Annotated in this window: 13 protein-coding genes and 1 tRNA gene; all 14 read right to left on the bottom strand. The window is 64.8% G+C overall.

Features of this window, described 5'->3' with window-relative positions:
• Positions 1-92: 92 nt before the first annotated feature.
• The 14 genes from ACN0WF_RS15585 to ACN0WF_RS15520 all read right to left on the bottom strand — a co-directional run bounded on the left by ACN0WF_RS15585 (position 93) and on the right by ACN0WF_RS15520 (position 13,616).
• Positions 93-168: transfer RNA gene (locus ACN0WF_RS15585), tRNA-Phe, on the bottom strand.
• A 188-nt stretch (positions 169-356) separates the two neighbouring features.
• Positions 357-3,137, bottom strand: a complete 2,781-nt coding sequence (locus ACN0WF_RS15580; RefSeq protein ID WP_417773691.1) for a FecR domain-containing protein — start codon at positions 3,135-3,137, stop codon at positions 357-359.
• Between the two features lie 78 nt (positions 3,138-3,215).
• Complete coding sequence (locus ACN0WF_RS15575; RefSeq protein WP_417773690.1) at positions 3,216-4,616, bottom strand: tetratricopeptide repeat protein; 1,401 nt, start codon at positions 4,614-4,616, stop codon at positions 3,216-3,218.
• A gap of 230 nt (positions 4,617-4,846) precedes the next feature.
• A complete protein-coding gene (locus tag ACN0WF_RS15570; RefSeq protein ID WP_417773689.1) occupies positions 4,847-6,472 on the bottom strand; it encodes a bifunctional metallophosphatase/5'-nucleotidase in 1,626 nt (541 codons plus the stop codon).
• A 172-nt stretch (positions 6,473-6,644) separates the two neighbouring features.
• Entirely contained in the window at positions 6,645-7,475 is an 831-nt protein-coding gene (locus tag ACN0WF_RS15565; RefSeq protein WP_417773699.1) for a FecR family protein, read from the bottom strand.
• A 131-nt stretch (positions 7,476-7,606) separates the two neighbouring features.
• Positions 7,607-7,843, bottom strand: coding sequence for a DNA gyrase inhibitor YacG (gene yacG / locus ACN0WF_RS15560; RefSeq protein WP_417773688.1), 237 nt, complete (start codon positions 7,841-7,843; stop codon positions 7,607-7,609).
• A 50-nt stretch (positions 7,844-7,893) separates the two neighbouring features.
• Positions 7,894-8,700: an SDR family NAD(P)-dependent oxidoreductase gene (locus tag ACN0WF_RS15555; RefSeq protein ID WP_417773687.1), complete on the bottom strand. Its 807-nt coding sequence runs from the start codon at positions 8,698-8,700 to the stop codon at positions 7,894-7,896.
• 148 nt (positions 8,701-8,848) lie between these two features.
• A complete protein-coding gene (locus ACN0WF_RS15550; protein ID WP_417773686.1) occupies positions 8,849-9,487 on the bottom strand; it encodes a Maf-like protein in 639 nt (212 codons plus the stop codon).
• 75 nt (positions 9,488-9,562) lie between these two features.
• Positions 9,563-9,781, bottom strand: a complete 219-nt coding sequence (gene infA / locus ACN0WF_RS15545; protein ID WP_013653834.1) for a translation initiation factor IF-1 — start codon at positions 9,779-9,781, stop codon at positions 9,563-9,565.
• Positions 9,782-9,895: 114 nt separating this feature from the next.
• A complete protein-coding gene (locus ACN0WF_RS15540) occupies positions 9,896-10,345 on the bottom strand; it encodes a low molecular weight phosphatase family protein (protein ID WP_417773685.1) in 450 nt (149 codons plus the stop codon).
• Positions 10,346-10,353: 8 nt separating this feature from the next.
• Positions 10,354-10,830, bottom strand: a complete 477-nt coding sequence (locus tag ACN0WF_RS15535) for a UPF0262 family protein (RefSeq protein ID WP_417773684.1) — start codon at positions 10,828-10,830, stop codon at positions 10,354-10,356.
• Positions 10,831-10,958: 128 nt separating this feature from the next.
• The gene (hisD, locus tag ACN0WF_RS15530) at positions 10,959-12,254 is read right to left on the bottom strand and encodes a histidinol dehydrogenase (RefSeq protein ID WP_417773683.1); all 1,296 of its coding nucleotides are present in this window, start codon (positions 12,252-12,254) and stop codon (positions 10,959-10,961) included.
• Between the two features lie 69 nt (positions 12,255-12,323).
• A complete protein-coding gene (locus tag ACN0WF_RS15525; RefSeq protein ID WP_417773682.1) occupies positions 12,324-12,767 on the bottom strand; it encodes a DUF2948 family protein in 444 nt (147 codons plus the stop codon).
• A gap of 111 nt (positions 12,768-12,878) precedes the next feature.
• Complete coding sequence (locus tag ACN0WF_RS15520; protein WP_417773681.1) at positions 12,879-13,616, bottom strand: class I SAM-dependent methyltransferase; 738 nt, start codon at positions 13,614-13,616, stop codon at positions 12,879-12,881.

Below are 13,616 nucleotides of genomic sequence, written 5' to 3'. Positions count from 1 at the left end.
GGAAGTGTGACGAGGGGCTTGACGACGGACTCGCCAAGACTCACCATAAAGCCGTTAAGGGCTTGATCTGTAGGGATTTATCTAAGGGTAAGTGGTGCCCAGGGCCGGAATCGAACCAGCGACACGCGGATTTTCAATCCGCTGCTCTACCAACTGAGCTACCTGGGCACAGGGCCTGCGTCAAACGTCGCAACGCCTTGAATTGCCGGTCTTATAGAGGCTGGAAACTGGCCTGTCCAGCCGTCCCGGCAAAGTTTTGCACAAGCGGTTGAAACGCCTGCCGGCGGCGTTGACGGCGCTCCTGCCAAGCTCCCGCCGCAATGACCCTGCCGGCCGCCAAATGGCGCCGATCTGCCCTATTGCTGGCCGACAATGACGCCGGTCGCGCTCCACGTTCCCGACGTGTTTTCCAGCCCGAAACTGCCAACCACACCTTGTGCAACGCCCCCGGGACCGCCCACGAAGGCGCCGGTCAGGGTGCCGGACACATCGCCGCCGGTCTGGTTCAACGCACCGGAGAAGCTGTTGAGATCGCCCGGCGCGCCGCTGGCACCACCGACCACCCCGGCGAAGTCGCGCCCGTCGAAGCCGGAAATACTGCTGGAGCCGACCCGCGACGCGAAGTCATAGGTCATGGCGAAGCTGCCGGCCGCCAGATACTGTGCCGTCCCGTCGACCGTCTGCCTGGCGACGCTGCCCACCGCATGGCCGGTGTAGCTGGCCGTGCCCGCCGTCGGCAGGGCTGCGTTGGTCGTGACGTTGCCGGCCGCCCATGTGCCCAGATGAATGTAGTCTCGCCGGCTGGAATCGGATCCGGTGATCGTTTCATCCTCGCCGCGGAACCGGGTTCCCCAGTAGCCCCACTCAAGGAAGGAGCAGGTGCAGCGGGGCGTTCCAGCGAAGAGGTCTGTGTCGGCGCCGGCGACAAGTGTCGAGGGGATCATGTAGCTGCGCGGATTCTGATCCGGCACGATGATGTCGTCGGCATCGTTGATGGCGAAAGTCTCACCGCGATTGTGGGTCAGGGCATAACGGTCATTGTCGATGAAAGCGGACGCGCCATCGACTGACGACGTCAGCAGGCTGTCACCGAACCCGAGGACCAGCCCGGCAAGTCCGGGATCGTGACCGAAGTTGTCGCCGACGCGGATCGACGCGCCAGCGGAGTTCTCGCTCGCATCAGTGACCAGCACCAGATCGTCGGCGCTCTGCGACCAGAAGGGGACCGGCACACCGCCGGTGGTTTTCGATTCCATCATCCCGGCCGCGTAGCCGTTGAGCGTGCGCGAGGACCGGAAGAACTCCATTGTCGGCGTGTCATACTGGTAGTCGCCGACGTGCACGTAGCCACCGTGGCTCGCTTCCTCCGACAGATAGGGCAGCGGACGGACGGCGGAATTGTCGTCGCCAGCGTCCAGTGTGTCCGGATCATATCCGATGACGAAGTTCTCGCCGTTCGGGCCGAAGACATGCGCGCCCGCCGACGAGGCGATGGAGGAGACCGGACCGGCATAGAGAACCGAGGGGTCATAGGCCGAGGCGCGGTAGCTTCCCCGTCGCGAACCTTTGATCTGCAGACCGCCCTCGCCGTCAGAAGAGAAGAGGCCCGCGGAAACGCTGATCGCCGACTTCTGGTCCTCGCCTGAACCGGAGATCCCCATGGAAGCGACCAGATAGCGAGGGTCGACGAGCGTCACATCCTGGTTGGCTATGACGAGCATGTCGCTGGTCCGCACGCCGGACAGGAACGCCGCTCCGAGCAGATCGGCAGCTGCCGGGTTGAGAAAATAGAGTTTGTGCTCGACGCCGAGCCGCGTTGCTTGCAGCGGATCGGCGGAAAGCTTGTAGGTGCGGATCTCCGGGTCGCCCGATGCCGCCATTTCGACGTCGGCGGCCATGGTCCGGGTTCCCCAGATTCCGAGGACCGGGTTGTTAAACCCCAGCACCGAGGGCGAGATTTCGGGAAAATAGGCAAAGGCGATGAAGTCGTCTCCACGGCGATAGACCGTTCCGTTGACGGAGCGCGCAGCGGACGTCACGGCGCTGAACACGGACTGCCCGCCGGAGGGAATGGGAATGGTCAGCGTCTCGCCGTCGATCGTCCCGGTCATCTCCGTCAACGTCCCGTTGGGCACGAAGACGATGGTCCTGTCCGTCGCTGGCGAACCGCCAAGGAGTTCCTGCGCGCCGGGGTTCGTCACCACGACGCCGGAATCGAGGGGTTCATAGGAACTGCCGCTCGTCAGCACCCGCACCGCAAGGCCTTGCGGATGATCGCCGCCGCCGTTGTCGATCCGGTCCCTGTTGGCCCGGCTGGCGATCTCGCCGAGCACACGGTCGCGGTCGTCAAGGTTCGTGGAGACAACGACGTGCGGCTTCGGGCGCGGCGCGACATTGGTGACCGCGCGACCCGAATTCGCCTGACCGATCCGGGATCGACCGATGGCCTGTTCCGTCGGCGGATTGCTTGTCCCGCCCGTCTGACCGGGCCGCCCGGAGAGCTGCCTCTGCACGCCGCTGATATCGTCGGCCGTCGTCCGCCGCACCACGGCGCGAAGGGAGGCTGCCGAGAACGCTTCGACAGCGAGCGTATAGCCACGCTCGAATATCCTCTCGCGCTGCCCGCCCGGGCCAGTAAAGCTGAGTTCGTCCCCGAAAAGCAGCGAGAAACGGCCGGCATTGCCTGCCACGCTGAGATTGGCGATACCGCCGCGAATGCCGATGGTTCCGACGGGCGTCTTCACGGTCACCCCGCCGACACTCTTGCTGAGCTTGCCGCCGACGAAGCGGGCAACCCCCTTGCCGAAGGAGGCAACGAGCCTGCCGGAACCGGCGTTCGGATCATAGACAAACTCGTCGATGACGAGATCGGAGTTGGCACCCACGGTGAAGGTCGATCCGTCACGCAGCAGGATCTGCACCAGCCCCTCGCCGCGCGTCTCGACGCGCTCGCGGAAGATCAGCGTGTCGCCAAGCACGACGGTGCGCGTCGCCGCGCTGGGGGGCGTGCGGGTCGCCTGCTGGTTCACCGCCGCCGCGATGCCGATATCATCGCGCGCGATCGCGCTGTCGCCGGCACCGACGAGAGCGGGCACAACGCATGCAAGCGATGCGGCCAAGACCGGCAGACGGCTCATTTCATGTCCTCATTGCGCCCAAGAGGCCCGAACGCTGATGCGGGAACAGGTCCTGGCGCTTTCCACCGCCCCGTCAGGTCAGAACGCCTTGACGACGCTCATCATCACCGACGTGTTGGAATAATCCCGGGTCGGGTAGTTCGACTGCAGCCGCCGGAATTCGGTGGTCAGCGCCACGGCGATATCAGAGCGGATCGGCACGGTCAGGCCACCGCGCAGCCAGAACTCGTTGTCGGTTTCCGCGCTGGACGGGTTCACCGAAGGGTCGGGCGCGCGGTATTCCCGACGGATATAGCCGGTTTCGGCATCGAGCGACCAGGCTCCGGAAAGCGCTGCCACGGGCGATGCAAAGCGGTAGGTCGCCCCGATGCCAGCGCCAAGCTCCCAGCTCTCCTCGAAGTGCGCGGCCGCCTGCTCATAGTCGCCCATCACGAAGCCGCGGAAGGACCAGTTGCGGTCGAACGCATAGGCATAGGTCGTCTGCCCCGCGATCTGGTAGCCGTCGCGGTTGCTCACCGTCGGATAGGTGGCGGTGTCGCGATACCAGCGCCGCCGGTACTCCAGCTTGGAGGTCAGCGCGGTCCGCGAATCTGGCTGGATCGCGAACCGCGTGCCGAAGCCGAGCGCACCGGAATAGTTGGCATCGTCGAGCCGGACGCCCCCGGCGATGCCGTAGAAGCCGATCCGGGCGTTGTCGATGTTGAAACGGGCCAGGTTGAAGGACGGACCGAAGGTCAGCTCGGCAAGCTCGGTATCGAGCCGCGTCGCATCGAAATACCGGCCGCCATAAAACAGGAGATCCGCTTCCAGAAGGTCACCCTGATTGCCGAGGTCATAAGCGAAATGGGCGTTTCCGGCGATGAAGACGTTCCAGTCCGGGCGCCCGATGGCGGTATCGTCCAGCAGGAACGGCAACCCGTTCAGCGTGACCTGTCGGCCGCCAGGACCGGCATTGGCGTTCGACTGCCAGCGGATGCCGGTCATGACCGTCGCCGTGAACTTCGCCGGGTTTTCCGCCGTGTCGATTGCGGTGAGGAAGGTGTTGACCCGCTCCGCGACCTCCGGTGGCACATTGTCGGCCTGAAGAGCGGACTGAAAATAGGAACGCGCAGCATCAAAAGAGCCAAGACGGAAGTAGAGAACGCCAAGCTCAAGCTGGATGCGCGGCAGGCCCGGGGCATAGATCAGCATCCGCTCGAAAGTGCCGATCGCGGCCTCATAATCGCCGAGCGCAGCGGAAACCGTTGCGTATTCGAAGGCGATGTCGAGATTTGATGGATCACGCAGCATGACGCCGAGCAGCTCGGATTGACGCGCCTGCAGATCCGCTCGGGAGACCGCGTCGGAGCGACTCGCTATTGCGTCGACGGCGGCAGGCCCCGCGGATTGCGCATGTGCGCCAGAGCCGGGAACCGGCACCAGCGCCACAAGCACCGCAGCCTGCGCCAGAACGCGCGCAGCATTGCGCCCCAATCTCACGTGATACCCTCCGAAAACTCCTTCGACCATCACCAACGATCGGGAGAATGCTCCGGGTCTGGATGCCCTTGCATCGACCTTGCGGAATTTACGTCAGGCAACCAACGCGAGTCCCGCGCCTCACACGAGCCGGGTTCGTATTTCCCACGATCTGTTGCGCAGCCGACACAACAAGCCGCGCAACAGTCGTTCAACTGCATATATATTAATCTTCCGCAGGGATATCGACCCTACTTCACCTCACGGATCCGTCCATCGGTCGCGGGACTGAAGCCATTGCTCATTGCCGCGATGTAGTCTGCGACAACGACTTCAAGTCCAGGGCCGTAGTCATAGGCATTCTGCCCCGCATCGGCGAACACACGATATCCATCGCCACCGCCACGCATGTAGTTGTTGGAAACGACGCCATATGTCTTGTCGGGATCAAGTGCCTCCCAGCCGCCTTCCGTCTCCACCTCGACGCTGACGACGCGGCCGTCTTCGGGCTTGCGCGCCCGCGTCCAGGAAAAGCGGATGCCGGCGACCTGAGGGAAGCGGCCGGCCCCCTCCTCGACCTTGGAAAGACCGTTCTCGAGTGCCGCAATCACGTCGCTGCCCTTCAGCTGGAACGTGGCGAGCGTATTCTGGAACGGCAGGACGGAGATCACCTCACCCATGGTGATCTCGCCGGCATCGATGGAGGCGCGCAGGCCGCCGCCGTTCTGGATCGCGATCTGAACGCCCTGGGGACGCACGCGGTCGAGCATGGCGTCGGCCACCAGGTCGCCCATCGAGCATTCCTGCGCGCGGCAGGTGTCGCGCGATCCGTCGATCTCCGCATCGGTGCGGCCGATCACCTTGGTGCGGACTTCCTCAAGCGGCTTGGAAAGCTCGCCCAGCCGGGCGGTTACATCCTTGTCGGCGGCGACAGAGACGTCGAGCAGGATCGGATTTCCGTTCGCCGAGGTGACGTTGCCGTCGTCGTCGAAGACGATCTCCAGTTCACCCAGATATTTGCCATAGGCATAGGCCTGGACGATGGGAACCTGCTTTCCGGCCGGGTTTTGCACCAGCACCGGATAAGGGCCCGCAGCCCCCTTCTCGGTGTTCGACAGGAGCGTGTGCGAGTGACCGCCGACGATGACGTCGATGCCGGGCACCCGGGTGGCGATCTCCATGTCGCGCGGCAGCCCCATATGGGTGAGCGCCACGATCTTGTCGACGCCGGCAGCCTGCAATCCCTCGACCGCCCCCTTGAGATAGGTCTCGGCGCGCAGGAACTTAACATTCGGCCCCGGCGAGGACGTCTCGTCGGTGTCCTCCGCGAGAACCGAGACGATGCCGACGCGCTCGCCGCCGAACTCAAGGATCAGCGGCCCCGACACGCGGCCCTTCAGCGTCGGCTCGTTCTCCACGTCGATATTGCCGGACAGGAGCGGCACTTTCACCTTGTCGAGAAAGGCGGAAAGCCCCTCGGGTCCGTCGTCGAACTCATGGTTGCCAACCGCCATGGCGTCGAAACCGATGGCATTCATGAACCCGGCAGCGGCTGCGCCCTTGTAGGTTGTGTAGAAAAGCGAGCCCTGGAACTGGTCGCCGGCGTCTAGCGTGATCACATTGCGGCCGGCCTGCGAGAGCGCCGCCCGGCGCTCGTCGATCTTTGCCTTGATGCGGGCGATGCCACCGAAGCACTTGCCTTCCGCGTCTTCCTTGGCGCTGCAGGTGCTGTCGTATTTGTTGATCGGCTCAAGCCGGGAATGAAGGTCGTTGATGTGCAGGATCGTGAGAGAGAAGTCTGCCTGCGCGGCGCCGATCCCCAGTCCGGCAAGCATGCCGAGCGCCACAAGTCCCGTCTTCAATTCCCGATGTCGCATCGCCGTCATCTCCCCGCGACCCGCCATCGCGCGGGCGCCCATCGTCCATCGCCCGGCCCAGGAAACAGACCTTGCGTCAGGACCTTGCCAGCTTGCGCAAACCGTCGCAACCGGCGTTTACCCCCCATGCACCGATAGGAAACGGGGCAGCAGCCCCGCCCCGTTCCCGCGCCTAGCAGCTCGGATAGGTCACGCAGGTGCCTGGCGGCCTTCCCATCAGGCGTGTCGAGTTCGCAAAGTCATAGTCGATGAAGGTGCCTGGCACAGGCGTTCCGACCGAGGTGATCACAGGCGGAGGGATCGGAGAACCGGGCCTGGGCGGCAAGGCGGAATTGCCGAGCGCGAACCGCCGAAGCTGCTCATCGGTCGGCCGCGGCCCGCCGCCACCGCCCTTGAACGCCCGGGCGGCTGCGTTGAGGATGTCGCTCGGCGTGCGCCCGCTTCTGCCGCTGCCGCCATTGGCGAAGACCGAATAGCCTGAGCGCCACACCCGCACCGTCTTGCCGTTGCGGCCGACGAACGTGAGGTCCTTGCCATAGAGGAAGGAGAAGACGATGGGGCCGCCCTGGTCGACGAGGTTGGTCATCCCGCCGCGTACGCCGATGGTGCCCTGGCGGGTGCGGATCGTCACACCGCCACGGTTCTTGGAGATCTTGCCGCCGACATAGCGCGCGACGCCACGGCCGAAGGTGGCCACCAGCTTGGCCTGGCCTGCGGCCGGACGGTAGACGAATTCATCGATGACCAGGCTGGAATTGGGACCGACCATGAAATTGGAGCCGTCGGCGAGGAGCACCTGAACACGGCCCTTGCCGTCGGTCGCAATGCGCTCGCCGCTGAACACCGCCTTGCCGATGCGGATCGTCCGCAAGGCCCCTCCGCCAACCTGGCCCGTGGCGTTCTGGTTGACGGCGCTCGCGACGCCAACCCCGTCTGCGCGGGCCGGCATTGCCAGAACACACGCGGAAATCACGGCTGCAACCAGACTGGAGTGGCGAAACATCACGACGTTCTCCGATCGATGACTGGACGCCCCCGTGGCGGATCGATGGCCCAGATTGCACCACCTAGCGAATCCGCGCGGTGACGCGCATCACATTTCCGCAGAAAGTCCCGCAAGACGCAACGGCAGTATCAGTCGCGCGCGCCGCCGCCCTGCTCCTCGTTCTGCCGCGCCTCAAGTTCCGCGAGATCCTCCGGCTCGAGCTCCACCACGGGAACACCGTAGGAGCCGGAAAGCCAGCGGTTGAGATCAACGTCCGCGCAGCGCTTCGAGCAGAACGGATAGAACTGCTCGACCGAGAGCTTGCTGCATTCGGGGCACGGGCGTGCGGGGCGCGTTGCGCCCTTCGAGGTGTCGTCGCTGGTCATACGGTTCCATCCTGTGTCGCGCGCCGACGAGATCGCCGGCGCGCGGCGTTTCAACTGTATTTCTGTGTCAGCCCGCCGTCGACGACCAGCGCATGGCCGGTGATGTAGCGGGCATCGTCGCTGGCGAGGAAGAGGGCGGCATTCGCCACGTCCCAGCCATCTCCCATGTGCCCCATCGGCACCTGGGCATCCCGTCGCCGCCACATTTCCTCGACATCCCCGTCCGCATAGGCCGAAGCCAGGCCGGTCGAATTCTCCACCATCGGCGTCTTCATCAACCCCGGCAAGACCGCGTTGACGCGAATGCCGCGCGCGGCGTAGTCGATGGCCGTTGCGCTGGTGAGCTGGTTCACCGCCGCCTTGGTCGCGGAATACACGGAATAGGCGACGCCGATATGGCGGATCGATGCGACGGACGAGATATTGACGATCGCACCGCCGCCGCTTGCCAGCATCGCCGGGATCGCGTGTTTCATGCCGAGAAACATGCTCTTCAGGTTGACCGCGTTGACGCGGTCCCAGACAGCTTCCTCAAGCTCGACCACGTCCCCGACCTCGGCAATGCCGACGTTGTTGTCGAGAACATGAAGCCCTCCGAACGCCTCGACCGTTCGCGCCACCGTGTCGGCCACCTCCGCGCTGCGCGTCGCATTGCATTTCAGCGCGATGGCCGTGCCGCCCTCAGCCTCGATCAGCGCCCGCGTTTCCTCGGCCGCATCAAGATTGATGTCCGCACATGCGACACGCGCGCCCTCACGCGCAAACAGCACCGCTGTCGCCTTGCCGTTGCCCCAGCCGGGTCCGATAGACCCCGCACCAATGACCAGCGCCGACTTGCCCTCAAGCCGTCCTCCCATTCACTCCTCCCGGGTTCCTCAGTCTTCCTTCACGCCCTCCCGGCGCGATGTCGGTCGGATCATGACAGGAAAAGACGTGAGAAACCAAGAGCGAAGCACGATTTTTACGGGAACTTCGGAAAATCGGGCAACCTGGCGACGAAGAGGATCAGGGGCGAATGCTCGCCGGATCCTTCCAGGCGTCGAGCAGCGGATACTTCAGGCCGGCAAGCAGGTTTGCCGTCTCGTGCAGCGGAAGGCCGACAACATTCGAATACGAGCCGACCAGCTTGACGACAAACGCCCCGGCAAGCCCCTGGATGGCGTACCCCCCCGCCTTGCCGCGCCACTCGCCGCTGGCAAGATAGGCCGCGATCTCCACCCGCGACAGGCGCTTGAAGCGCACGCGGGTCTCGACGAGACGCTGACGGATGACGTCCTTCGGCGCACTGACGCAAACCGCCGTATAAACCCGGTGCCCGCGTCCGGACAGCAGCTGGAGGCAGGCTTCCGCCTCCTCGAAGCTCTCCGCCTTCGGCAGCACGCGGCTGCCGACGGCAACCACGGTATCCGCGGCAAGCACCAGCCCGTCGACATTCGCCTCCACCCGGTCGGCGGCGCGGCGCGCCACTTCGGCCTTGGTACGGGCGAGCCGCTGGGCGAGCGCACGGGGCGTCTCGCCACGGCGCGGGCTCTCGTCGATGTCGGCGGGCAGGAGCGTGTCCGGATCGATGCCGATCTGCTGCAACAGCGCAAGCCGGCGCGGCGAGCCCGAAGCCAGCACGAGCGGCATCTTTGCGGAAGGCATGGGTGTGTCAGCGGCGGTCATCGGATCGCGACCTCTCGGTCGGCTGGCGGCGGCGCAAAGCGGCAGCTTTCAGAATCACTTGAAACGATAGGTGATACGACCCTTGGTCAGGTCATACGGGGTCATCTCGACCAGAACGCGGTCGCCTGCAAGCACGCGAATGCGGTTCTTGCGCATGCGGCCGGCCGTATGTGCGATGATCTCGTGGTCGTTCTCCAGCTTGACGCGAAAAGTCGCGTTGGGCAGCAGTTCGGTGACCACGCCCGGAAATTCGAGGACTTCTTCCTTAGCCATATGGATTCCTGATTGATGTTCGGAGTTGGCGGCGAACCTAGCGGATCGCATGAAGAAAGGGAACACACAGATTTGCGTGCCTGATGCGCTTCGGGAGCGGCGGGAACCGGCCACTCAGCCACCCGGCACGGCGGTCCATCCAAAGCGCTTCTTGATCCGCGTCATCAGAAGGTCGCGGGTGGCGCGATAACCATCGAGAATCTGCGCGCGCGACCCTGTCGTCAGGGTCGGATCGGGTGTCGGCCAGTATTCCACGTCGACCGCCTCGGTGCGTGTCATTTCAAGCGCCTTGTGGTGCGCTTCGGGAGCAAGCGTGATCACCAGGTCGAAGCCGGATTCGTCCAGTTCCTCGAACGTCCTGGGCCGATGATCGGCAAGATCGCAGCCGATCTCGGCCATCACCGCTTCCACGAAAGGGTCGGGTTCGCCGGCACGCACGCCGCAGGAGCGCACATAAACCCGGCCAGGGAACAATTGCCCGACGATTGCCGCGGCCATGGGAGAGCGCACGGCATTCATGCCGCAGGCAAACAGCACGGCTCCAGGCGCCACTCCCGGCCCCATGCCTCGATCTAGCCTTTCCAGTGCAACGCACAGACCAGCGTGAAGAGCCGCCGCGCTGTCGTGAGATCGACGTGGATCTTGCCCTCAAGCCGCTCCATCAGAATTTGCGAGCCCTCGTTGTGCACCCCGCGTCGGCCCATGTCGATCGCCTCGATCTGGCTCGGCGTTGCCATCTTGATGGCCTCGAAGTAGCTCTCGCAGATAAGGAAATAGTCTTTCACCACCTTGCGCAGCGGCGACAGCGAAAGAATGTGCGTGACAACGTCCTCGCCGCTCTGCCGCGTCACGGCGAAGACGAGGCGCTTCTCGACCATTGAAAGATGAAGCACATAGGGCCCGGGCTCTGCACCAACGGGCTCGAAGACATTGTCCTCGATCAGGTCATAGATCGCGACCGCCCGCTCGTGTTCGATATCGGGCGTCGAACGGGCAATGGATGCCTCGTCGAGATCGACGCCGACGAGCCGCGCCGCCGAACGTTCCATGGTATCCTCAACTGCCGCCATCGCCCATACCGTCGCCGGATCGCCGCCGCCGCCATGGCGACGCCTCTCCTCAGAACCAACACCTAACGCGACGACACCGGCCACGACAAGTGCGGCGGGCCTCCCGCCTAGAGATTGAGGCGAATCGAGACCGACCGCGCGTGGGCATCGAGCCCCTCCGCTTGGGCCAGGCGGATCGCGGAAGGCCCCAGGATACGCAGGGTCTGGGCATCGCAGCGCAGGATCGACGTGCGCTTGACGAAGTCGAGCACCGAAAGCCCTGACGAGAAACGTGCCGAGCGCGCCGTCGGCAACACGTGGTTCGACCCGCCGATGTAGTCGCCGATGGCCTCCGGCGTATGACGGCCGAGGAAGACCGCGCCAGCGTTGCGAACGCGCTCGAACAGGGCCTCGGGGTCGGCGACTGCCAGCTCAAGATGCTCCGGCGCGATGGCATCGACCAGCGCCGGTGCTTCCTGGAGCGAGGAAACCTGGATGATCGCTCCGAAATCGCGCCAGCTCGGCCCGGCAACGTCCTTGCGCGGCAGGCTCTCGATGTGGCGCGCGACCGCCTTCTCCACCGCGTCCGCAAAACCAGCGTCATCGGTGATCAGAATCGACTGCGCGCTGACGTCGTGCTCGGCCTGGGAAAGAAGATCTGCGGCGATCCAGTCCGGATCATTCTCCCCGTCCGCAACAACGAGGATCTCGGACGGCCCCGCAATCATGTCGATGCCGACGGTGCCGAACACCCGGCGCTTGGCCGCCGCCACATAGGCGTTGCCCGGGCCAACGATCTTCGACACGGGACGAATGCTCTCGGTGCCATAGGCAAGCGCCGCGATCGCCTGCGCCCCGCCGATTCGGTAGATCTCGGTGACACCGGCGAGATGGGCGGCTGCAAGCACAAGCGGATTGAGCTTGCCGTCCGGGCTCGGCACGCACATGACCATGCGCGACACGCCGGCGACGCGAGCCGGAACGGCGTTCATGAGCACGGACGAGGGATAACTCGCCGTTCCCCCCGGCACATAGAGGCCAACCGCATCGATCGCCGTCCAGCGCGAGCCAAGCTCGACGCCGATCGGGTCCGTATAACGGTCATCCGCCGGCATCTGGCGGGCGTGATGCGAGGCGATCCGATCACGGGCGAGAACAAGCGCCGCCAGCGTATCGGCGTCGATCTCTTCAAGCGCGGCGGCAATCTCGGCCTCGGAAACGGTCAGTTCCGCAACACTGGCAGCCGGCAGCCGGTCGAAGCGCTCCGTGTAGCGAAGCAGCGCCGCATCGCCATTGTCGCGCACGTCTGCGAGAATGTCGCGCACGGCGGTGTCGACATCGCTCGACGCCTCGCGCTTGCTTTCCAGAAGCTCTTTGAACCGGGCCGCGAAATCCGGGCCGTTGCTGGACAGGCGAAGAACCAAGGGATCGCTCCGGTCGTTTCGCGGCTGGCCCCGTGGACGCCGCCGCATGGTCTGTCAGAAAGAGAAGGGTCAGTCGAGCGAATGCTCGGGACGATGCTCGGTCGACCACGCCGCGCCGAGGTCGGAGAGCTGCGCCTCGATGCATTCGACCGCGAACGACAGGCTGGCGCCACCGGCGAAGACCAGCTCCACGCGGCCGGATGGCTCGTCGCCCTCGGGCGTGAAGGTCACCGCCAGAAGCGACAGGATCGCATCCTTGGCATCCTGTCGGATATTCTTGGCCTTGAGGTCGCTGGCGCCGGCGAACGAGAGAGCGGCGCGGCGGCGCTCCATCTCCTCACGGCGCGGCTTCGCCGAAAGCCTGTCCCAGGCGAAGCGGTTCATTGCGACGACCAGATGTCCGTCCTTGGCGAAGTAACGGATGTCGCCGACCTTCAGCACCGCATCCTGAACCTGGGCCGAAATCACGGCGAGATCCTCGGCGTCAAGCGCGGCTAGTCTGAGCTGATCCATTGGTCCTGCGTGTCCCGCTCGGTGGTTGTCACGCGGCCCGTCGCGTCCGCGTCCGGGACACGGGACCGTCCACCTTACGTAATGATTTCACGCTGCAAAGCAACCGCGAACTCACGCCCTGGCAGGCGCCTCCAGATGGACCAGCATCAGCGGCTGCACGAAGGCACGCCCTTCCGGCGTCTCCACGCCATGCCGCATGAACAGCTCGCAAAGCGTTTCCCGCCTTGCTTCCGCCACGGCGCGGCGCGAGGGGTCGACGGCGACCAGATAGTCGATGAACCCCTCGAGCGCCGCAAATGTCGAATGCCGGTCATAGACGACCCGCTCCCTGAGCAGGCAGTCGCCGCGTGCGATGCGCGCCTCGAGGGCTTTTATCGCCTCTCCCCGGATCGCGGTCTCATCCTCGACCGGACGCATCACCTCGAAGAAGGTCCCCCTCGCCAGCGGTTCGACAATAACCAACGCTCCGCCCGGACGGAGCACCCGAAGAGCTTCGTCGAGCGCCTTTGTCATCACCGGAACCGGAACATGATGCAGGGAATTGACGAAGGTCGCCGCGTCGAAACTATCATCGGCGAAGGGAAGATTTTCCGCCGTCGCCGCCTCGAAACGAGCTGCCGGAACCTTGTCGCGCGCGGTCGCGACGGCCGTCCAGTCGGGATCTATGCCAGTCACACGGTAGCCGTTGTCAGCGAGCAAGCCCGACAGCGCACCATGGCCGCACCCAAGGTCAAGCACCGTTTCCGCCCGCTCCCGCTTCAAGAGATCGAGAAGACGTTCGTTGGTCTGGGGAACCCGGACCTGCGCAGTGGCAACCTCATCCAGCGCCGGAGCAATGTCTGTTGTCAT

Source organism: Stappia sp. (assembly GCF_048268045.1).
Lineage (GTDB): Bacteria > Pseudomonadota > Alphaproteobacteria > Rhizobiales > Stappiaceae > Stappia.
This window is presented reverse-complemented; position numbering and strand designations above follow the sequence as displayed.

Excerpts from the sequence above, each read along its gene's own strand:
- ACN0WF_RS15580 (WP_417773691.1), bottom strand. The coding sequence starts at position 3,137 with ATGAGCCGTCTGCCGGTCTTGGCCGCATCGCTTGCATGCGTTGTGCCC.
- ACN0WF_RS15570 (WP_417773689.1), bottom strand. The coding sequence starts at position 6,472 with ATGCGACATCGGGAATTGAAGACGGGACTTGTGGCGCTCGGCATGCTT.
- ACN0WF_RS15565 (WP_417773699.1), bottom strand. The coding sequence starts at position 7,475 with ATGTTTCGCCACTCCAGTCTGGTTGCAGCCGTGATTTCCGCGTGTGTT.
- yacG (WP_417773688.1), bottom strand. The coding sequence starts at position 7,843 with ATGACCAGCGACGACACCTCGAAGGGCGCAACGCGCCCCGCACGCCCG.
- ACN0WF_RS15555 (WP_417773687.1), bottom strand. The coding sequence starts at position 8,700 with ATGGGAGGACGGCTTGAGGGCAAGTCGGCGCTGGTCATTGGTGCGGGG.
- ACN0WF_RS15550 (WP_417773686.1), bottom strand. The coding sequence starts at position 9,487 with ATGCCTTCCGCAAAGATGCCGCTCGTGCTGGCTTCGGGCTCGCCGCGC.
- infA (WP_013653834.1), bottom strand. The coding sequence starts at position 9,781 with ATGGCTAAGGAAGAAGTCCTCGAATTTCCGGGCGTGGTCACCGAACTG.
- ACN0WF_RS15540 (WP_417773685.1), bottom strand. The coding sequence starts at position 10,345 with ATGGGGCCGGGAGTGGCGCCTGGAGCCGTGCTGTTTGCCTGCGGCATG.
- ACN0WF_RS15535 (WP_417773684.1), bottom strand. The coding sequence starts at position 10,830 with ATGGAACGTTCGGCGGCGCGGCTCGTCGGCGTCGATCTCGACGAGGCA.
- ACN0WF_RS15525 (WP_417773682.1), bottom strand. The coding sequence starts at position 12,767 with ATGGATCAGCTCAGACTAGCCGCGCTTGACGCCGAGGATCTCGCCGTG.
- ACN0WF_RS15520 (WP_417773681.1), bottom strand. The coding sequence starts at position 13,616 with ATGACAACAGACATTGCTCCGGCGCTGGATGAGGTTGCCACTGCGCAG.